The sequence below is a fragment of the Anoxybacter fermentans genome, from assembly GCF_003991135.1.
In the GTDB taxonomy this organism is placed as follows: domain Bacteria; phylum Bacillota; class Halanaerobiia; order DY22613; family DY22613; genus Anoxybacter; species Anoxybacter fermentans.
Genome location: NZ_CP016379.1, coordinates 953,759 through 974,493, shown reverse-complemented (window position 1 = coordinate 974,493; position 20,735 = coordinate 953,759). Strand labels below are relative to the sequence as shown.

General features: G+C 37.3%; 19 protein-coding genes. All 19 read right to left on the bottom strand.

What is annotated here, in order from left to right:
* Window positions 1–632: 632 nt before the first annotated feature.
* The 19 genes from BBF96_RS04370 to BBF96_RS04285 all read right to left on the bottom strand — a co-directional run bounded on the left by BBF96_RS04370 (window position 633) and on the right by BBF96_RS04285 (window position 20,649).
* Window positions 633–1,895: an MFS transporter gene (locus BBF96_RS04370; RefSeq protein WP_127016016.1), complete on the bottom strand. Its 1,263-nt coding sequence runs from the start codon at window positions 1,893–1,895 to the stop codon at window positions 633–635.
* Window positions 1,896–2,368: 473 nt separating this feature from the next.
* A complete protein-coding gene (locus BBF96_RS04365) occupies window positions 2,369–3,304 on the bottom strand; it encodes a mechanosensitive ion channel family protein (RefSeq protein WP_418655002.1) in 936 nt (311 codons plus the stop codon).
* 274 nt (window positions 3,305–3,578) lie between these two features.
* Window positions 3,579–4,451 carry an amidohydrolase family protein gene (locus BBF96_RS04360; RefSeq protein WP_127016014.1) on the bottom strand — a complete coding sequence of 291 codons (873 nt, stop codon included), beginning with the start codon at window positions 4,449–4,451 and terminating at the stop codon, window positions 3,579–3,581.
* Window positions 4,452–4,747: 296 nt separating this feature from the next.
* Window positions 4,748–4,894 (bottom strand): hypothetical protein, encoded by a 147-nt coding sequence (locus tag BBF96_RS16370; protein ID WP_164730899.1) that lies wholly within the window; start codon window positions 4,892–4,894, stop codon window positions 4,748–4,750.
* Between the two features lie 355 nt (window positions 4,895–5,249).
* Window positions 5,250–5,729 (bottom strand): nitroreductase family protein, encoded by a 480-nt coding sequence (locus tag BBF96_RS04355; protein ID WP_127016013.1) that lies wholly within the window; start codon window positions 5,727–5,729, stop codon window positions 5,250–5,252.
* A gap of 24 nt (window positions 5,730–5,753) precedes the next feature.
* Window positions 5,754–6,671 (bottom strand): carbon-nitrogen hydrolase family protein, encoded by a 918-nt coding sequence (locus BBF96_RS04350; protein ID WP_127016012.1) that lies wholly within the window; start codon window positions 6,669–6,671, stop codon window positions 5,754–5,756.
* 315 nt (window positions 6,672–6,986) lie between these two features.
* Window positions 6,987–7,751: a cyclase family protein gene (locus BBF96_RS04345; RefSeq protein ID WP_127016011.1), complete on the bottom strand. Its 765-nt coding sequence runs from the start codon at window positions 7,749–7,751 to the stop codon at window positions 6,987–6,989.
* Window positions 7,752–7,833: 82 nt separating this feature from the next.
* Window positions 7,834–8,985: a CaiB/BaiF CoA transferase family protein gene (locus tag BBF96_RS04340; protein WP_127016010.1), complete on the bottom strand. Its 1,152-nt coding sequence runs from the start codon at window positions 8,983–8,985 to the stop codon at window positions 7,834–7,836.
* 20 nt (window positions 8,986–9,005) lie between these two features.
* Window positions 9,006–10,253, bottom strand: a complete 1,248-nt coding sequence (locus BBF96_RS04335) for a YlbE family protein (protein WP_127016009.1) — start codon at window positions 10,251–10,253, stop codon at window positions 9,006–9,008.
* Between the two features lie 26 nt (window positions 10,254–10,279).
* Complete coding sequence (locus tag BBF96_RS04330; RefSeq protein WP_127016008.1) at window positions 10,280–10,459, bottom strand: fdrA domain protein; 180 nt, start codon at window positions 10,457–10,459, stop codon at window positions 10,280–10,282.
* Between the two features lie 20 nt (window positions 10,460–10,479).
* Window positions 10,480–12,030, bottom strand: coding sequence for an acyl-CoA synthetase FdrA (gene fdrA / locus BBF96_RS04325; protein WP_127016007.1), 1,551 nt, complete (start codon window positions 12,028–12,030; stop codon window positions 10,480–10,482).
* A 2-nt stretch (window positions 12,031–12,032) separates the two neighbouring features.
* Window positions 12,033–12,986: an oxamate carbamoyltransferase subunit AllH family protein gene (locus tag BBF96_RS04320; protein WP_127016006.1), complete on the bottom strand. Its 954-nt coding sequence runs from the start codon at window positions 12,984–12,986 to the stop codon at window positions 12,033–12,035.
* Between the two features lie 157 nt (window positions 12,987–13,143).
* A complete protein-coding gene (locus BBF96_RS04315; RefSeq protein ID WP_127016005.1) occupies window positions 13,144–14,802 on the bottom strand; it encodes a PucR family transcriptional regulator in 1,659 nt (552 codons plus the stop codon).
* Between the two features lie 27 nt (window positions 14,803–14,829).
* A complete protein-coding gene (locus BBF96_RS04310; RefSeq protein WP_127016004.1) occupies window positions 14,830–15,960 on the bottom strand; it encodes a sodium ion-translocating decarboxylase subunit beta in 1,131 nt (376 codons plus the stop codon).
* Window positions 15,961–15,985: 25 nt separating this feature from the next.
* A complete protein-coding gene (locus BBF96_RS04305) occupies window positions 15,986–16,390 on the bottom strand; it encodes a biotin/lipoyl-containing protein (protein ID WP_127016003.1) in 405 nt (134 codons plus the stop codon).
* 338 nt (window positions 16,391–16,728) lie between these two features.
* A complete protein-coding gene (locus BBF96_RS04300) occupies window positions 16,729–17,070 on the bottom strand; it encodes an OadG family protein (protein WP_127016002.1) in 342 nt (113 codons plus the stop codon).
* Window positions 17,071–17,111: 41 nt separating this feature from the next.
* Window positions 17,112–18,680, bottom strand: a complete 1,569-nt coding sequence (locus BBF96_RS04295) for an acyl-CoA carboxylase subunit beta (protein ID WP_127016001.1) — start codon at window positions 18,678–18,680, stop codon at window positions 17,112–17,114.
* A 171-nt stretch (window positions 18,681–18,851) separates the two neighbouring features.
* Complete coding sequence (locus tag BBF96_RS04290) at window positions 18,852–19,295, bottom strand: HutP family protein (protein WP_164730898.1); 444 nt, start codon at window positions 19,293–19,295, stop codon at window positions 18,852–18,854.
* 112 nt (window positions 19,296–19,407) lie between these two features.
* Entirely contained in the window at window positions 19,408–20,649 is a 1,242-nt protein-coding gene (locus BBF96_RS04285) for a uracil-xanthine permease family protein (protein ID WP_127015999.1), read from the bottom strand.
* Window positions 20,650–20,735 lie beyond the last annotated feature (86 nt).

The window sequence follows — 20,735 nt, the reverse complement described above, 5'->3', positions numbered from 1 at the left end:
CTAAATAGTTGAGTGTTGAATACAAAATAAAAAAGGAATCTTCTTTTCTGTACAAATTAGTACTGCAAAATTTTTATCTTTTAAAAGAATTCTATACTTAGAAAAATTATTTAATTATTATTCGTTAAAATCCATTGGGTTTCCTTCTTTTTTTCTATAAAAAAGCAAATTATACCTTTGATTAAACTGCAAAAAGCTAATTTTTCACTCCTTGAGAAATTTTTCGAACCATCTAAAGCTCGATTTCAGCCAAAATAAGGCTTCCTAATCAAAGGGTCCTCCTGGCCCTTGATTAGCTCATCACCTCCTGTGATGAAGCCTTATTTCGTTGGAAATCTCGCTAAGATGATTTGGCGAAAAATTTCTATGTCGCTCAAAATTAGCTTTTTGCAGTATAATTATCTTCTTTAAAAATTGAAATAATTATTTGCTGAACAAAGATCTAACCTAAGGGAGGATTATACATAAGAATAGTATAACCTGGTCAAGTAGATTTGGACAGTTTATTAACTGATTTCAAAATCTCCCCATAGTTAAGCAAATTGAGTTTTCAACAGAAAAAATTATTTTCTTGAAAGTTATTGAAAAAAAACAGGCCAGTTCCCCAGGACAAACCTATATCTCAATAGCTATCAACCAATTCCAGAGTCTTCAACAAGTGCTTCAAATTTATAATGCATATTGAGAAATTTAAAACTATAAATAGACACCACTATCGAAAAGGTACTTAATATTAGCAAAACCTCATTTAATTTTCCTAAACCAATAAAATATGTACTCAACCATAGATTAACTGGCTGAACTAAATTACCAACAAAACCAAAAGATCCCATGAATTTTCCTAAATGTTCCTTTGGAACACTCTCTTGAAAAATAGTATGTCCAAAAACCTTTCCTCCAACCAAAAAGAAACCAGCCAGGAAAAATACTACATATGGCATATATTTGGCAGATATTAATACTAATAAGAGAAAGGACCCTGCAAAGCCAATATTTCCTATCAATAACATCTTAACCTTATTAAAGTCGATTTCAACTAAAGTAATTAATAATCCTCCAATAGATAATCCTATCATCATTAGTGATTGTAACATCCCATATCCAGCAGCACCTAACCCGGTATTTTTTGCAATAATTGGTGCCAGAATAAAAAGTGGCCCCATAATAAAATTAGTAACAAGATTGTACATAGTTAATCTTCTCAAGAAAACATTTTTCAATATTAATGAAAATGATAAAGCAATATTGTCTTTAAACTCTTTAACAGTTTTTACAACCTGTCTATATCCTTCAATAGAAATTGAATCAGTAGAATAATATGGTTTTAAAAATACCAGGCATCCCGCAGAAAAGAAAAAGGTTAAAGCATCCACCAAAAATGCTGTCGCAATTCCAAATTGACTGACTATAATACCACCCACAGCCGGGCCCAAAACAGAACCAATTCTAAGTAAAGTAGTAGATATACTATTTACTTTAACCAATAATTTATTATCTTTAACCAGAGAAGGAATTATGGCAAAATGAGCCTGATTTGTCGGTACTTCGGCAAAAGAACTCAAAATTACATAAATCCAGAGCAAGTGTATATTTAACATCCCAAGATAAGAAAACAAAAAGGGAATAATTAATACTAATACTCCTTTGAATAAATCAATTCTTACTAAAAATTTTTTCTTGTTAAAACCATCTATAAGAACTCCTGTAAACAAACCAAATACAGCTAAAATAATTACATTTGCACTGGTTATGGCGCCAATAGTTGTATATTTTCCTGTTAATTCCAAAGATACCCACATTAATGCAATATGACTTATACCACTTCCAATAGTTGAGACAAATAATCCGATAAAATAAAAACATAAATTACGTTCTCTTTTTAGTTTAATGAGCATATTCAAAAAATCCTCCTTGATAGTTTACTCATTTCATCCTCTCCTTCAAAACCTTACTCATCTATTTCTAAATATATTCATAACCTTCACCTTCCTCTGATCTTATACAAATTACAAATTAATATTGCAAATTCTTATCTTTCAAAAGAATTCTATACACTGAAAAATTATTTAATTATTATTCGTTAAAATCCATTGAGTTTCCTTCTCTTTTTTTCTATAAAAAAGCAAATTATCCCTTTTAATTTACTTTCAGTTAATATTCCACGACCATTCTCCAAACAAAAAACCCCGGGCCAGCTCCACCCAGGGCAAATTATAATGTCACAATCACATATTTAAAAATTATTAAAGCTTTCTTTAAATTCTCCTTATCCTTGAAAGCATATCGTTTTAATTGAACCAGTTCTTCCTTTTTTAATGATGAGAAGTTTTACTTTTTTCACTCCTTAAAAATTACTTGATGCCATTTATTACTCCTTCTCATACTGTTGAATATCCTTTTCTGATAACATTGACTTAAATTCTTTACTATAAAAACGGTAAGTTGGATAAGCAAATTCAATTGTATCATATTTCGCAAATTCCCTTAATACATCCTCCCAGATTAGTTCCTCACTGTTCCGACGTTTATGAGGTTCACATAAATAACGAATAGTCAATAAAATACCACTTTCAGTCACACGGGTAAAAACATATGGAGTTAAGTTTTTCCAACATATAATCATAAATTTCTGGGCTGCCTCATTAATTCTCTGGCGGACAGGTTCACTTAAATGGGCAGTGTGATGATAAGCTATATCCAGCAAAATTTTTTTGGCCTTTTCCCAATCGCTCTCAAAAGTAATGAGAACAGGAATTTCATTCCAGATATATTCAAAACCGGTGGTAAAATTGGCAATAGTATTGGTTAAAACCTTACTATTGGGAACATGTATTACCCGACCTGTACTCTGGTCAGCATCAACCCAATTACCTATCTCCATCATAGAAAAAGTAAATATACGAATATCTATTATATCTCCAGCTACATCTCCAATTTGAATCCGGTCACCAACAACAAAAGGCCGTCTCCAGATTATAAAAAACCAACCAACCAGATTAGAAACTAAATCCCTTAAAGCAATAGCCAGACCTGCTGAAAACAATCCCAAAAATGTCATAAGGGATCGAAAACCCTTTAACCACACCGGGAGAAGTAAGATTATAGCCAATATAAATGAAGCATAAGTAAATATCTTGCGCCATCTATAACGCAAAACAACATCTTCAACATTATTATTAATAAATTTAATAATTACCCATCTTAAAAGCAGGATCATTGAAATAATAAAAACTGAATAAAAAATTTCAGATTGAATATCAAAATTAATTAAAAGATAATCTTTGAACCACTTCAAAACTAACACCCCTATTTCATGTTTTAATGTATCTTTGATTTAACTGCAAAAGCTAATGGTGAATACCAAACCATAGTTTAGATCTTATTACAGAATATGATGAGCTAATCATGTCACTGAAATTAAACTATAGATGGTTCGAAAATCTTTTAAAACGAAAGATTAATTTTTTTTGTAATTTAATCATCTTTAAAATATTTTCTTTAGAGAAGAAAAGAATTCCTGCAAAACGGTTATTAAAACCAAAGGTGAGCTCATAAAAAGTAAGCTCACCCTTCAATACCTAAAAATCTAAATTTCTCTTTAATCCTGGAAAAACATTTAAAGCATTTTTATAAAACACATTTTCATAAAATTCTTCTGGTATAATTGATTTTACAAATTCAATATATGGTTTAATTGGTACTAAAGGCCAGTCAGACCCAAAAAGAATTTTTTCATAATTATCAGCATAAACCAATCCCCGTTTAATATGATCCACAAATAAAGGTATACTTTTAAACCGATTTATCTCTCTCTCATCTCCAACAATTAAACCAGAAAGGTCAGCATATACATTAGGATTTTTCGATATAAGCTCCGCTGTATCCATCACCCACGGATCTCCAAAATGAGCAATGACAAAATTTACATCCCGATATTTTACAGCAACTTCATCAATATTAAGTGGATGTGAATACTTCAAAAGTCCCCGGTCTGAATAGGTATCCCCACTATGAATCACGACTGGCATATTATACTTTCTGGCCAGTTCATAAATAGGTTCATAAACAGGGTCATATACATAGTAAGGGTAATATCCAGCATAAACCTTTATACCCACTACCAGACCTTTTTTTAACTCTTTTTCTATATTTAAAAGCTCTTTCTCCCTACTATCTCCTTCTAACCTTACAGGGTTAATCCCTGCACAGTAGACCAGAAATTCCGGTATCTCTTCCGTAAGGTCTAATCCCATTGGGTTAAAAGATAAAAAATCAGGAAAACTTTCCTCTTCCGTCTCCGTTAATCCCATACCAATTCCAATTATTACATTTGCCTCTGAAAATTCTTTTTTAAGCCCTTTTGCTGAATAATCCAGATGTGACATTTCGTTTGCTGTATCTTTAAAGACCTTAATATTTGAAAAATGCAGGTGTACATCTATTATCTTCAATAATTTTTCTCTCCCTTCTCTATTCCCACATCTTCTTAAAAACCGGTATATAATCCTCCTTCATCTTCGTAAAGAATACATTCAAATATGTATCAGAGCTAACACCTTTTTCCTCCAAAATACCTTAGAGCACCAAGCCCAGAGAAATCTAATAACACATGTGACTATCATTCTTGTGTATTCAGTGTTCTGGGACAAAGCAAATGCCTCTTTCGTATATTAAATAAATACTTAGACTCTTATCAATCCTAATACTCCAAGAAATGCTATAATAACACCTATTATTCCAAGAACACCTAAATATTTAATTGTGTTTTATAATATTTAAAATATGAAAAAAATCCAAAATAAGCAAAGAAGAAAAGCATCCATGGATTATGATAACTAAATGCTTGAAAACCAATAAATCCATATGACCAGGGTTTATTGTGTTTTTTCTCCATATTTAATTTAAACCTCCTTTATAAATAAACTCTTATCAATAAAAAAATAATCATTATCTATCATTTCTTTAAAATCACTAATACCTTTTTTTCATCTCATTTCCTCCTCATAAATGATTGCTCTTAAAAGACTAAAATTTTTTATTATATATCATATCAAAACAATAGAAGAAAATCAATTCTAAAATTTTTATATACAGTGTATCATTACCTTCAACATTTAGTTTATTTTAATTTTTAATTCCAGAAAAAGTTTTGAGAGGAAAATAGCCTTTGGCCATCTATGTGGTAAGTAATCTTATTTTACTGCATGAACATTAAAAAAAGAGCACTCCAGGAGGAGTACTCCTTATATTCAATACTTTTCATAAGACACCAATTCAGATAATGGCTTTCTTTCAGGCATTTCAGGATTTTCAGCAGGATAACCAATGGGCAATAGACATACCACATGAATTTCTTCAGGAATATCTAATAATTCCTTTATTTTCGCTTCATCAAAAGATCTAATCCAGCAACTTCCAAGACCTTCAGCAACAGCTACCAGAGTAATATGATCAACAACAATAGTAGTATTCATATCTTTAGGCTCTTTACTGGAACATGCCACAAGTATAACAGGAGCATCACCGATAAAATCCTGAGCACAGGCATCATTTATCTTCTTTCTCATCTCAGGATCCCGGACTACTATCAGTTTCCAGGGCTGTTTGTTATTACCGGTTGGAGCCAGCTGTCCTGCTGTTAAAAGTTTTTGTAAAATCTCATCACTGATAGGTTCATTTTTATAAGCTCTTATACTTCTCCGTTTCCGAATAGCTTCCATTACATCCATAAAAATCACTCCTTTGGCTATTATTTATTCATTTTTATCTTCAGAAAATGCCTTCTTTTCATATGGAATCCGCCGGGCAGGTTCAAACTGACTTTTTGCCTCTTTTAAAATGTCTTTATAAATAGCGATATGCCGATCTTCCAGATGATCAAAGATCATTGGTGATTTAGTTCCATAGCTGATATATTTAAGAGGATCTGGATTAAGCTTAACAGCAATAATCTCTTCTGTTCCACGGGCCAGCGCCAATTTTTGAGCAATAGGACTTACAATCATACTATGCCCAAAATAATAATTCCCTCCAGCATCTGGCCCAATAGAATTAACACCAATCATATAAACATGGTTATCATAGGCACGGGCCATGTTGGTCATCTCCCAGATCTCATAACTCCTTAAAAGTGCAGAAGGGCGAACAATCACTTCTGCGCCTTTTACAGCCAAAAGGCGGCACAATTCAGGAAAATCACCATCATAGCAGATAATCATTCCGATCTTACCTAATTTAGTCTCATAGACTTCTGCACTGGTTCCAGGAGTGCACCAACCCCCAGCTGCCTTCCGTTCTGTTGGAAATGGATGGGTTTTACGATATACACCCACAATTTCACCTTCAGGTCCAATAAGGGCTGCTGAATTATAGACAATTCCTCTAGATGGCCCCCGCTCATAGGTAGGCAGAACAACATAAACCCCGTGCTTTTTAGCCGCTTCTGCTACAGGCCCGGTCAAACGCCCAGGAATAGTATCAACCAAATCCCATAGTTCTTCAGCTGACATATTTGGGGTAAAACCAGTTGTTATAGTCTCAGCAAAGACGATCAATTCTGCTTCATATTCATAAACAGCTTTATCTATCCATTTAACAATTTTTTCTAAATTAGCTTCAACATCATTTGGTTTAATGGCAATCTGTACGCCTGCTGCTACAAATTCTTTCATCCTCTTCCCTCCTAAGCATTTTAAAATTTAATTATCATTTTACTGCAAAAAGCTAATTTTGAGCGACATAGAAATTTTTCGCCAAATCATCTTAGCGAAATTTCCGACGAAATAAGGCCTCATCACAGGAGGTGATGAGCTAGTTCTAAGGGCCAGGAGGGCCCTTTGATTAGGAAGCCTTACTTCGGCGGAAATCGAGCTTTAGATGATTCGAAAAATTTCTCAAGAAGCGAAAAATTAGCTTTTTTGCAGTTTAACCATAAATTCGTTAAAAAAGGGCCTGGGAGAAATATACCCCCAGTCCCTTTTTAATAATTACCCTTCCAGATCAAAAGCAACAACACGACAGATACTGGATTCGCCGTCAACAAATCTCCATGGGAAACATCCAATAAGCATTCTTCTATTCAAAATCTTTTCAATATCACCGCCGATATTTTCAACATGGATGATATGATGTGGGAAGAGTTCAGTATGCATCAATTGACGGTGTTCAGGTTTAAAGAAGTCATCAAGACCTTTACCATACTTCTCCCGCATTACCCGATCACATTCTTCAGCCAGGTCAGGACGGAGTTGACGGATTACAGTATTCATTGGATGATCAGCAGAACCACAGTCAACACCGATCCAGCGAATCTTCATCTTTTTGCACCATTCAGCAAATTCAATTGTTGGTCCAGGATGCTTAATCATGTAAGCTTCTTCATCAGCATCAGGCTGATACCAGGCATATTTACTGAATCCGGTGTAGATAATCAGGATATCGCCTTCTTTTACCTCTACACGATCAGTTATATCTTTGGAAGTGTAAATTCCATATTCACCAATATCGCTTAAATCAACAATAACACCTTCATGTACCAGATCTTCCAGTGGAATACTGGCAATATCACGACCAGCTGTCCAGAAATGCCGCTCACCATCTAAATGGGTACCAACATGGTTACTGGTCTTGATAAGTTGACCATTTACCCGATGGGTAGAAAGGCGCTTAAAGTACTTTACTTCCAACGGCTCATAAGTTGGCCATGGAGGAGTATTAATACCAATTGGCTGGGTCAGATCATAAAGTTTCATTTAAAACACCTCTCCTTTAACTTGATTTTTTTTTTAAAATTTATGATCAGGGGTTAGAGTTTCATAACCCCGGTTACCCTATTTACCCCAAAAATCTTTTTAAGATTTCTTCAGTATGTTCACCCAGATTGGGAGCAGGTTGCCGATCTTTCTCATCCTCAAAAGAGGACATCTTAATTGGATTACCAGCAACCTTCATTTTACCAATTTCAGGATCATTAACATCTACCAGCATATTGCGGGCTTTAATCTGTGGATCTTCAAAGAGTTTATCAATTGTATTAATTGGTCCTACAGGAATTCCAGCTTTGTCTAACTCTTCAATCCACTCAGCGGCAGTCTTTTTAGAAATAATCTCATCCATAATCGGTTTGAGTTTATCATAGTTCTCGGTCCGTTTAGCATTGGTTGCAAATTCGGGATGGTCAATCAAATCTTCCCGACCAACTGCTTTACAGAATTTGGCCCAGAGCGCATCATTACCTATAGCTATAATCACCCAATCATCAGCAGCTTTAAAGGCTTCAAATGGTGTAATAGAAGGATGCCGCGCACCCAGAGGTTTTGGCGGCTCACCAGTCACAATATAACGGGCAATAGCATTCTCCAGAATTGCCACCTGGGAATCTAACATGGCAACATCAATCTTTTGCCCTTTTCCAGTCTTTTCGCGCTGATAAAGGGCTGCACAAACGCCAATGGCAGTAAATAGACCAGCAATAATATCTCCAATGGAAGCCCCTACACGGGTAGGAGGCCCGCCCGGATGACCCGTTATACTCATAATTCCACCGGCCGCCTGAACAATCATATCATAAGCAGCTTTTTTAGATTTAGGACCTGTGTGACCAAAACCGGAAGTTGCCGCATAAATTAAACGGGGGTTGATTTTCTTTAACTCTTCATACCCAAAACCAAGTTTTTCCATTGTTCCGGGTCGGAAGTTTTCTGTCAATACATCTACTTTTTTTACCAATTGTTTAAATATTTCCCGATCTTTTTCATCTTTTAAATTAAGAACAATACTTTTTTTCCCCCGATTAAGACTGATAAAATATGCGCTCTTGCCATTGATAAATGGGCCAAAGGCCCGGGAATCGTCACCGACCCCGGGACGCTCAACCTTAATTACTTCTGCCCCGAGATCGGCCAAAATCATTGTACAATATGGCCCCGCCAGAACCCGGGTAAGATCGAGAACTATTACATCCTTTAACGGTTTATTATTGGTCATAGTTCTCATTCCTTCCTTAATTATCTCTGCATCTTTTCAGCAAATGCTACTACTGCATCTTCAAAACATTTCATTGGAGGTCGAACCAAACCTGCACCAACTTGACCTACACCCGGTTCCTTGTGGGCAATACCGGTATTAATAATAGGCAGAATTCCGCTTTCAACCACCTTACGGATATCAATACCGGTTGGAGTACCTCTAAAGTCCATTGCAGGGATAAGATATGCATTATTTTCAGCTAAAGTAATTTCATACATAGCATTTGTATATTTCAGAGCATCTTCGGGAGTACCACCTACAAATTGGGTAATTGCAGGTGCTGCTGCCATAGCAAAACCACCGATACCCGTTGTTTCGGTAATTACACTATCACCTACATCGGGGTTAGCATCTTCCGGACCATAACCCGGGAAGTAAAGACCATCAATAATTTCAGCTGGTGCAGTAAACCAGCGATCACCTAACCCACTTACCCTAATGCCAAACTCTGTACCATTCCGGGCCATGGTTGAAACCAGAGTACTGTTTTCAATTCCATGAGCCGGATCCATGGTAGCTTTACATGCAGGCATGGTCAGATTTAAAAAGAAATGATCATTACCATTCATAAATTCAAAGACAGAAGCAACAGTCTCAGCATCATAACCCGATTTCACCAACCCGGGTGCCAGTTTCCGGATCAAAAGGGAAGTACCGGCCCGGTTCCGATTATGTCCCTCATCACCCATCTGCAAGGCTTCAGCAATCAGTGTTTTTAAATTAATTGGACCAACTAACTCCAGAGCTTTCTTTAATACAGGTGCTAAAATATTTTCCATCCAGCGAAGTCTTTCGATTACATCTGGCGAATAAGCTCCATAACGCAAAACTTTACCCAGACCTTCGTTTAAAGTACAGTAAGCTCTATTGCCATAAGTGGTATTTTCTACAACCCAGACTGGCATAGATGCAGACATGATACCTGCCATTGGACCAACAGCATTATGATGATGACAGGAGTCAAAAATTATCTCACCGGATTTAGCCAATTCAATGGCTTCCTCTTTGGTTTTTGCCAGCCCTTCATAAAGCAGAGCTCCAATTACTGCTCCGCGAACGGGACCGGACATAGACTCCCAACCATTTTTAAATGGTGGCCCGGCATGTAAAATGGTTTTTTTGGTCATACCAGGTACTACATCAATAGCAGTCTGTATGTCAACCAGAGTAGGTTGAGCATTCAAGACAATTTCAATAGCCTTTTGATTTGCTTCTTTAATACTCATAATACTCCCCCCTGAAGTTAAATCTATTAATCTTTTAACATTGCCAATAGTGAGGCCATCTTTTTATTACCACCCGCAGGTGGCCTCCAGTCCATTTGTATAACCGCAACATTAAGAGATTTTAAATCATTTGCAAAGGATTCAAGGCCCATGTTAATAACTTTTAATTCTTTGCCAAAAAGATCAACAATCTTATTTTTCGCCACCGCTCATCACCTCTTTTCTATCATTGGATCTTTTCTACAATCATTGCAGCTAAACGGGCAGCCTGAGCATTACTTGGCATAACAATAACACCAATTTCTTCTAATTTCCCTTTCTGTTCCATAAGATTTTGTGGATCTTCTTCTGTACCACAGACAGATGCAACAATAGAAAGATAACCTCCCCGTTCTCTATAAACTTCTTTTGCTTTTTTAAGAATTGGCACCAATTCACCGGCTGGATCGTGATGAGAACCATAACCTATGACCACATCAAGAAGAAGAACCGCCATTTCTTCATCTTTTATCTCTTCCTCTAACCGCTCAATCCGGGTAGATGGATCAATCATTGGGTGAGGACGTCCAACTGTAAATACATCATCACCAAGATCAATACAGGTATGTTTTATACTCTTTAGATCTTCATCTAAGGCCAGCTCTTCTCTAAAGGGAATATTTGAATAAATATCACCCAATTTGCTGGAAAGGATTTGCATTGCTTCATCTGCCAGAGTACCACCGGTAAAGAGACCGCGGACATATTTCTGCTTACTTCCGATTTTTTCAGCCTCACTAGCAGCAATCTTTTCAACTTCTTCTCTATCCATTGTAAACTCAATTTCCCTGGGCTTTTCACCGCGTAATAGTGCTACAGCTTTCAAAGCTGCATCTTCCAGAGTTTTAGCACCATATGCCTTTGAATCTTTTAAAGCTCTTAAATCGCCACCTAAAAAGATAATTACAACAGGCTTTTCAACCTTTTCAACTTCAGCCAATACCTTATCAACAACTTCCTTTGCAGGAGGTTTGGAGATCAAAACAATTACTTCAGTTTCAGGATCTTCATTTAATGCTTCCAGACCGCGGAGCATCATACTTCCACCAATAGTTACCGAAAGATCGCGTCCACCGGTACCAATTAATTGGGAGATTCCTTCTCCTGCTTTGTGAATTATTGTACTTACTTCCTGAGCACCAGTACCAGAAGCAGCTACAATTCCTATCTTACCCTTACGAACCACATTAGCAAAAGCTAACGGAACATTATTAATAATAGCAGTACCGCAATCAGGCCCCATGAGCAGAAGACCTTTTTCAGCAGCGAAATCCTTTAATTCTTTCTCATCTTCAATCGATACATTATCACTAAAAAGCATAACATGAAGATTATTTTCCAGTGCCTTCATGGCCTCATTCTTTGCATATTCACCTGGAACAGAGATGATTATCATATTAGCACCTGGTAGTGCTTCAATAGCACTTTCAAGTCTTCTTGGACGATATTCATCGTCACTACCGGTTTTACGCCGGGTTAAAGCTTCTTCAATTTCTTTTAATACTTTATCCATTACTGCTTCTTCTGCCTCAACAGCTATAATCAGATCACCGGGAGTTGCTTTTTCTGTCTCAGGGGTATTTAAATTTACCTTTTTTAATGTCTCCTTATTATGATCTGTACCCATAACTACAACAGCCTGGGTAACACCTTCCATGCTGCTGATGCTTTTAGAAATAGACATTAACTTTACCGAGTCATAATATCTATTGGGCTTAATAATCACCTTTTTTGCCATATTCATTCCTCCTTTAATTCAGCAGTGTTGTAACACTGAGTTTTATAAATTTGTTGAAAGACTTCTCCTGCCAGAATAATTCCTGTCAGAATATCAGTTCCAGAAGTACTTCCGCGATCAATAAGACGCAAAATACTCAAAATTGTTTTAATCTTTTCGCCATTAAAAAGATTCTGAATTGCATCTCTTATAAATTCCAGAGGTCTTCCTTCAAAAGCTAAAATCAAACCCATAGCACTGATCAAATTTGTTTTTGATTTCACCCACTTTGAAAAAGTCGCCAAATTAAAATCTGGTAGTTTATATAAACCAGCTGACTCCAGATATCGAAATGTTAAAAGAAAACCTACCAATAAATCATCACTAGCTGGCGTTAATCCCGGGCCCAGACCAACAAGTTCCCTGACCCCATTCCAGAAAATTTCTGACCTTTTAAGTAAGCCTTCTTTTATTTTATTAAGGGAAGGAATAGCCATTTTTATAAGTATCTTTTGGTTATATTCAATAAATGTATCACTTGTAAACTGGAACTGATCCTCCAAAAGTCCGCCCAGCCCATTGAGGTTTCCTTCCCTTAATATCATAGCTCTGGCCCGGGAAAGAAGTTGGAAATTTTTATTAAAATTTGGTCTATTTTGCCACTTGCTACTCCAGATTTGAGCATCCTTCAGATCAATCCTCAGGAAATTATTGAGATTAATCTCCATTCTATTGGCAAAAACCGGATCACCCGGAGCCAGCCCCCACTTATTTAAATTCTCACCCATTACCGGCAGCAAAACGGTCAAAGGTCCATTACCAATTTGTGACTTACCAATGGTATAGAGTTCCTCTTCAAATTTAACATTGATGACGGATGAAAATATAGAATGGATCTCTCCATTAAGGGATTTTTCCATTAATTTACTATAAAGTAAATCTCCAATGCTTTTCGCTTTTAACTCTCTGGTTTTCATCCTTAGGTAAAAATTCCCCTCTTACCGGAATTAAAATTTTATTAACTATTTATGGTTTTCAACAATACCACCTTTTTTACCTTTGTTACAATTTTATGAATGATGTCGCTAATTCTTGTAAGATATATATGAAATATTAACAAAAACCAACTGTTAATCAACCAAAATAAATTTTCAAAGCAATCTCTAAATTCAGACGAGTATCCCGATCACTAAGATCAACACCCAGAATAGTTTGAATTCGTTCCATCCTATAAAGAATGGTATTATAGTGAACGTATAACTCATCTGCCAAACGCTTTAAGTTAGCATTATTTTTAAAATAGCAATCCAGGGTTTTTACCAGTTCGGTGTTATTCTCCTGATCATATCGGATTAGAGGGCCCAGGATATCATGCAAAAAATTTTCTAAAACTTTGGCATCAATTTTATGCAGCAAACGGTAAACACCTAACTTTTCATAATATAGAACCTTCCCATAGCAATTGGTTATTTTTGCCACCCTAATTGACTCCTTGGCTTCCCTATAACTTTGTTTGAGAGAAAAAAGTCCCTTTGAGAGAGAACTAACACCGATATAATATTTTTGTTGATATTGTTCAATTAATTGCTTAACTTCATCAATGGTTTTCCCCAGATAATTGTCCAGATCATCCTGTTTATCAGGAATAGAATGAAGTAAGATTAACCTGGTGCCCCACTCTCCAAATATAACTTCTTCTTTTTTATTTTCACAGATTTGTTTTACACCCTGGACAATTCGATTCCAGATCATATGTTTTTTTCGTGAGTTACTGTTGGCATTAGAATCCTTAATCAATTCAAAGATAATTACACAGAATGGTCCTTTAAGGTCCCAGTGCATAGCCTTTGCTCGGGAAAGCATCACATCTTCTGATTCAAACCGTCCATTCAAAAGATCATAAAGAAGGTCATTCTGGTATCGGCGTTCAACTTCAAAGATAGACTGCTGGTTTAAAATCTCCATTGCTGCTACCGTCACTGCCCTTTCAATACTTATCAGATCAATAGCTTCCAGCTTTCGGACTATCTCCCAGACAAAAATATAGCCATAGTTATCCTGACCAACCAGGATAGGAATTGACATTTGCCGTATCTCCCTATTATTAACCTGAATCAAGGTCTCTTTAAAACGCCCCACTTTCTTTTTGCCGGGCAAAAACCTTTCTTTTAGCTGCAGAACCGGGTTCCTCTGGTCAACTTCAAATAAATTTTCTTTCTCCATTTGACCCATAAGGTCCAGAGCCTGAACTTCAAAATTCTGGTTTAAGATAGCCACCGGATTCTGTACAAGCCTGGCCAGAGTTCTAGCAATTTCCTCCAGACCGCCACCTTTCAATACCACATCCATTAACATCTCGTGAGTATCGAGAGATTTTTTTAAAAATACTGCCTGAACATTTAAAATTTCACTTAAAATAGAATCCATAAGATCAGAAAAGGAGGCTTCAAAGGGAAGTTCTATCAACGGAAAACCATATTCATCAGCCTGTTTAAGCATAATTGAGGGAATTTCTTCAATATAACGCCCTGGTTTAATAGCAATACCTGCAAGTCCCCGACCCGCCAGAGTAGGAATTAATCGGCGCTGCGCTTCTTTGTCATCTCTAATAGCAAATACAGTGGTTAATAACAGTTCTCCCTCTTTGACCCACTTGACAATATCCGGTACTTCCATAATATTAACAGATTTAATAACCCGATTTATTCCTTTCGTTCCCGCTACAATCTTTGCATTCTTCAAGGGTTCAAGCCGTAAGGCTTCCCTTACAGTAATTCCAATCTCTCGTTTCATCAAGCTACACCTCTTTAGTCTAGATTCTTATCCTAAAATGGATAACAAAACTCCTGCAGCAACGGCAGAGCCGATTACACCAGCAACATTTGGACCCATGGCATGCATCAGAAGAAAATTTTTCGGATTCTCTTTTTGACCAACTGTCTGAACTACCCGTGCAGCCATGGGTACTGCTGATACTCCTGCAGCACCAATCAGTGGATTAACTTTACCACCACTCAATCTGTACATAATCTTTCCAAATATTACTCCCATAGCTGTACCAAAGGCAAAAGCTACAAGACCAAGCCCTATAATCATAATAGTTTTCACAGTCAAGAACCTTTCTGCGGTAGCTGTTGCACCTACAGAAAGTCCTAAAAAGATAGTTATAATGTTCAGCAAATCATTCTGAGACGTTTTTAAGAGTCGATCAACCACACCCGATTCCCGCATCAGGTTACCAAACATCAGACTTCCCAGTAATGGTACAGCAGACGGTAAAAAGAGTCCAACTATGATAGTTACCAGAATAGGAAAAAGAATTCGTTCTGTTTTAGAAACAGGGCGAAGTGTCTTCATCACTACCTGCCGCTCCTCTTTGGTGGTCAAAGCCCGCATAATCGGTGGTTGAATAATGGGAACCAGGGCCATATAGGAGTATGCCGCTACCGCAATTGAACCCAACAAATGAGGAGCAAGTTTTGCTGTTAAAAAGATGGCAGTTGGACCATCAGCACCACCAATAATCCCGATTGAACTGGCTTCAGTGGGACTGAACCCTAATATCAAAGCACCTAAAAGGGTGAAAAAAATTCCAAATTGAGCCGCCGCACCCAAAATTAATGTTTTGGGATTGGCAATTAGTGGCCCAAAATCGGTCATAGCACCAACTCCAAGAAAGATCAGGGGAGGATAAATTCCCAATTTAACCCCTTTATAAAGATAATAAAGAAGTCCCCCCACACTATCACCTACCGGGCCATCCATAATTCCTGACAGAGGTAAGTTAGCTAATAGCATACCAAAAGCTATGGGTAAAAGAAGCAGTGGTTCATATTTCTTTTTTATGGCTAGATACATCAAAAAGCAGGAAATTATAATCATTCCGCCCTGACCCAGTGTGATGTTCGCATAACCAGTTGAGTTTAAAAAATCAAATAGCCTTGTAATCATTTATTCATCCCCCTCAAATTAAGTTCTAGCCAATCACCACTAATATATCTCCCTCATTCACGGTAGCACCGGAATTCACAAGAACTTCCTTCACTTCTCCATCAACTGACGTCATAATATCATTTTCCATTTTCATAGCTTCTAAAACTACAACCGCATCACCAGCCTTAACTCTGTCACCAACTTTAACTTTTACATCTAAAATAGTTCCGGGCATCGGAGCTTTAACCTGCTCAGTTCCCCCGGTTATTGCTTTTTTGGATTGAGGTTTTCGAGGCGTTTCAGGAGTAGAAGTAACCTCTGGAGCTTGAACTGTAGTTGTAGTTGCAACTGTTGTAGAAACTCCACCAATTTCATTCTTTTCCCTAACTTCTTCAACTTCCACCTCATATATCTCGCCTTTTACTTTAACCTTAAATTTTCTAACCATTTTATATCCACCTCTCTAACTAATTTTTTAAATATTTAGGAAATTATACATTTCGTAGGTTATGGATAACATTTTGCATAGAAATATCTGATAAACTGCAAAGAGCTAATTTTGAGCGACATAGTAATTTTTCATTAAAACCATCTTAAATAGGATCGAAGAAGAAGTAAGGCCTCATATGAGGATGTAATGAACTAATCAAGGGTCAGAAGAACACGTTTATAATGTGCCTTATTTCGATTGAGCTCGAACTTTAGATGGTTAGAAAAATTCTGGAGCGAAAAATTAGTTTTTTGCAGTTAATAAGATTGAACACCCAAAAGATATTTTATTCTTCTCTACTTAATTAAATCAAAACGTCCTTGCATTTTCCAGACATTAGAAACAGGGGTAATGGATGCAATCTTAAAATTTGGAACATATCCTTTTTCCTCTTCCATCAGCGCGGCAATAGCCCCAGTTATTACCGCAACCAATTCAATATCTTCAGATGAATTATGGGGAGAGTTTTTTTGCTCAACTATTTTATTCTTCTCAGTCGAGATACTAATCTTGAAATTTTCCCTTAAATCCACAACTTTTTTCAATACATCCAAAAATATTGCAAGCCCGGTCAGAGCTAAAAATACTGCCCCCATTCCAAAAAAAGTCAATTGTAGACCTAAACTTATATTGTCCATTATAATTACCCCTTTCAGCTTCTATTCCCATTTCCCCAGGATTATAATGGCATATTACCATGTTTCCGCTGGGGCTTTGAAACCCTTTTATTTTCCAACATTTCCAGACTATTAATCAAGCGCATCCGGGTTTCTTCAAAAGACAGCACATCATTGACAATTCCAGCTTTTGCGGCTACATATGGATTAGCAAACTGTTCCCGGTATTCAGCAATCTTTTTCTGACGAACCATTTCGGGATCCCTGGCAGCAGCAATCTCTTTTCTAAAAATAATGTTGGCTGCACCTTCAGGTCCCATAACTGCAATTTCAGCAGTTGGCCAGGCATAGACCAGATCAGCCCCCAGAGATTTGCTACACATGGCGATATAACCACCGCCGTATGCTTTCCGTACCACCAGAGTAATCTTGGGAACTGTCGCTTCTGTATAAGCATAAAGAAGTTTAGCACCGTGTCTTATGATTCCACCATATTCCTGACTGACTCCTGGTAAAAAACCAGGTACATCTACCAGAGTTAATAAGGGAATATTAAAGGCGTCACAGAATCTGATAAAGCGTGATGCTTTATCAGATGCATCAATATCCAGACAACCGGCTTTATGCATCGGTTGGTTAGCAACAATCCCCACAGTCCGACCATTTAACCGCCCAAATCCAACTATTATATTTTTCGCAAACCGGGCATGGATTTCCATAAAATCCCCCTGGTCTACCAGATGATTTATAACCTTTTTCATATCATACGGTTTATTGGGGTGGTCTGGAATCAGGTCTTTTACTGCATTTTCATCAAAAATTTCACCATTTTTGGCAAGACCCATTGGCGCATCTTCCAGATTATTTGATGGAATAAAGCTTAAAAGACGGCGGACCTGTTCCATACATTCCTCTTCACTACTGGCGGTAAAATGGGCAACTCCACTTTTAACTGCATGGGTTATAGAACCGCCCAATTCTTCCATAGTAACTTCTTCACCGGTTATCGATTTGATCACCTCAGGACCAGTTAGAAACATCTGACTGGTATTATCAACCATAAAGACAAAATCAGTTAAAGCAGGGGAATAAACTGCACCTCCAGCACATGGCCCCATGATAACAGAAATTTGTGGAACTACACCGGAACAGAGAGCATTACGGGCAAAAATTTCACCGAAACCATTCAAAGCCAGAACCCCTTCTTGAATCCGCGCACCACCGGAATCATATAACCCGATGATAGGTGCACCCATTTCTTTAGCCATATCCATAATTTTGCAAATTCTAGCAGCATGGATTTCACCCAGAGAACCGCCCATAACGGTGAAATCTTGGGCAAATACAAAAACCAATCTGCCATGAATGGTACCATATCCTGTCACTACTCCGTCACCAGGAGCATCTACCTTATCCATCCCGAAATCGACACATCTATGACTCATAAAAGGATTTACCTCTACAAAGCTATTTTCGTCTAATAGCAGTTTGATCCGCTCCCTCGCAGTCAGCTTACCTTTACTATGCTGTTTTTTAATCTTCTCCTCTCCTCCACCCTTCATTAACCGCTCTCTTTTATCGTATAATTCTCTAATTTTTTGTTCTTTGAGCACCTTCAAATCCCTCCTCATAATCTATCGGCCTTTGAAAATAAAAAAAGCCCTACTGATACCCCTTAGCTAAAAGGAGTAACCAGATAAGGCTTCACTCTTTCACTAAATCACTCAAAGATGCTTCCACATCTTTGGCCTTCGTATATTAAATTTAAACTTTAACTTCACTGGATCACTATTTCACTAAAATCATAGATGCATGATTCCGAGTCCAGCTCGCTCGTGATTGGAAAGGACATGAATAGCAGATTCACCATACATGGCCACAGCCAGCCATTTATCTCCTACCACAATGGCAACTTTCATAACAATACTCGATTGAGTTGGAAGATCAAACATCATACCTCTTTCAGCCTCAAGAGTAGCATGAATCAGAGGATGAATATGGTTACTTTTCTTTTCAAGGATACCGGCATTTATAGCAGCACTAACCACTGATTTCACAACTCGACCTTTGATATCTCGTAAAACTCCACCAACCTCTGTTACTACTGTATCATAGTTGTACCGTTCTTTTAAGTATGTTTTAATCTCTACCTCTTCCTGTCGGTTAGAAGTTAGAGCCAATAACATAGCTGCTTTTCCAACCTGCATCTTATCATTTTTAAAAAAATTAACTTTGGGCTCTTCCACAGATAACACGTTCCCTTCCATCCCGGAATCCATAATTTCATAATTTATTATAAATCATAATTAACCAAATTTCAATTATTTTTTGAAAAAGACCGGGAAGAAATCTTCCCGGTCAGAAGTTGACTGAATTATTAGAACTTTCACCCAGATTGTCAGGTAAAAGTTTATTCAAAACCAGACCAGCCAGACCGGCCAAACCCATACCTGCAAATTCCAGGTTACCAACATGAATGGTTGCTCCACCAATGCCGATAACCAGAATAACACTGGCAATAATCAGGTTTCTGGATTTGGTCAGGTCAACATTATTCTCAATCATTGTCCTTACACCAACACTGGCAATCATACCGAAAAGAAGGATAGATATTCCACCAATAACAGGTTTAGGAATGGTGGAAATCAGAGCACCTAATTTTGGAACCAGAGAGAGAATCAACGCAAAAACTGCAGCAATCCGCATGACAACAGAATCATATACTTTAGTTAAAGCCAGAACTCCGGTATTTTCAGAATAAGTAGTATTAGGTGGTCCACCGAAAATACCTGCCACAGAAGTCGCAATACCATCACCTAACATAGTAAGATGAATACCTGGATTTTCAACAAACTCTTTACCTTTGCCAACAGTAGCACTAATAGCTAAAATATCACCAACATGTTCTACCATGGATACGATGGCTACCGGAGCAATCATCAAAATTGCACTCCAGTTAATAGCTGGTACAGTGAAATTAGGTAGACCAAACCAGGCAGCTTCCTTTAATGGAGTAAAGTCAACAATACCAACAAATAAAGCTGTGATATAACCCGCAATTAGACCCATCATTACAGGAATTAGTCTAAAGAAACCGCGGGTAAATACACTAACAAAGGCAGCAGCCAATATTGCAACCAAAGCTACAAACAGATTTCCAGAAGCCATATCGATAGCAACTGGAGCCAGGGTTAAACCGATAACCATAATTACTGGGCCAGTTACAATGGGTGGGAAAAGAGAATTGATTAGTTTAGGACCTACAAGATAGATTATAAAAGCCATTGCAGCATAGACAAGACCTGCTACAATAATACCACCTTGAGCTGCTGGAATACCCATCTTTTCAACAACAATCGAAATCGGTGCAATAAAAGCAAAGGATGAACCTAAATAAGCTGGAACCTTCTTTTTAGTAATCAAGTGGAAGATCCAGGTTCCAACACCAGCGGTAAATAATGCAACTGATACATTCAGGCCAGTCAAAATCGGTACCAATACTGTAGCACCAAACATGGCCAGAGCATGTTGCATACCAAGCAAAATCATTTGACTAAAAGGCAATTTTCTCACATCATAAATCGCTTTTTCATCCTGCATAAAAATTTCCTCCTTTATAAGACTGTAATATCCTGACCCATCACCTAACCTGATTCTTCCTACTCTCTACTCAACTCTTTGCTATC

Bases quoted from the DNA above. Each gene is read 5' to 3' on its own strand.
- BBF96_RS04370 (WP_127016016.1), bottom strand. From the start codon at position 1,895: ATGCTCATTAAACTAAAAAGAGAACGTAATTTATGTTTTTATTTTATC.
- BBF96_RS16370 (WP_164730899.1), bottom strand. From the start codon at position 4,894: ATGGAGAAAAAACACAATAAACCCTGGTCATATGGATTTATTGGTTTT.
- BBF96_RS04355 (WP_127016013.1), bottom strand. From the start codon at position 5,729: ATGGATGTAATGGAAGCTATTCGGAAACGGAGAAGTATAAGAGCTTAT.
- BBF96_RS04350 (WP_127016012.1), bottom strand. From the start codon at position 6,671: ATGAAAGAATTTGTAGCAGCAGGCGTACAGATTGCCATTAAACCAAAT.
- BBF96_RS04345 (WP_127016011.1), bottom strand. From the start codon at position 7,751: ATGAAACTTTATGATCTGACCCAGCCAATTGGTATTAATACTCCTCCA.
- BBF96_RS04340 (WP_127016010.1), bottom strand. From the start codon at position 8,985: ATGACCAATAATAAACCGTTAAAGGATGTAATAGTTCTCGATCTTACC.
- BBF96_RS04335 (WP_127016009.1), bottom strand. From the start codon at position 10,253: ATGAGTATTAAAGAAGCAAATCAAAAGGCTATTGAAATTGTCTTGAAT.
- fdrA (WP_127016007.1), bottom strand. From the start codon at position 12,030: ATGGCAAAAAAGGTGATTATTAAGCCCAATAGATATTATGACTCGGTA.
- BBF96_RS04320 (WP_127016006.1), bottom strand. From the start codon at position 12,986: ATGAAAACCAGAGAGTTAAAAGCGAAAAGCATTGGAGATTTACTTTAT.
- BBF96_RS04315 (WP_127016005.1), bottom strand. From the start codon at position 14,802: ATGAAACGAGAGATTGGAATTACTGTAAGGGAAGCCTTACGGCTTGAA.
- BBF96_RS04310 (WP_127016004.1), bottom strand. From the start codon at position 15,960: ATGATTACAAGGCTATTTGATTTTTTAAACTCAACTGGTTATGCGAAC.
- BBF96_RS04305 (WP_127016003.1), bottom strand. From the start codon at position 16,390: ATGGTTAGAAAATTTAAGGTTAAAGTAAAAGGCGAGATATATGAGGTG.
- BBF96_RS04300 (WP_127016002.1), bottom strand. From the start codon at position 17,070: ATGGACAATATAAGTTTAGGTCTACAATTGACTTTTTTTGGAATGGGG.
- BBF96_RS04295 (WP_127016001.1), bottom strand. From the start codon at position 18,680: ATGAGGAGGGATTTGAAGGTGCTCAAAGAACAAAAAATTAGAGAATTA.
- BBF96_RS04285 (WP_127015999.1), bottom strand. From the start codon at position 20,649: ATGCAGGATGAAAAAGCGATTTATGATGTGAGAAAATTGCCTTTTAGT.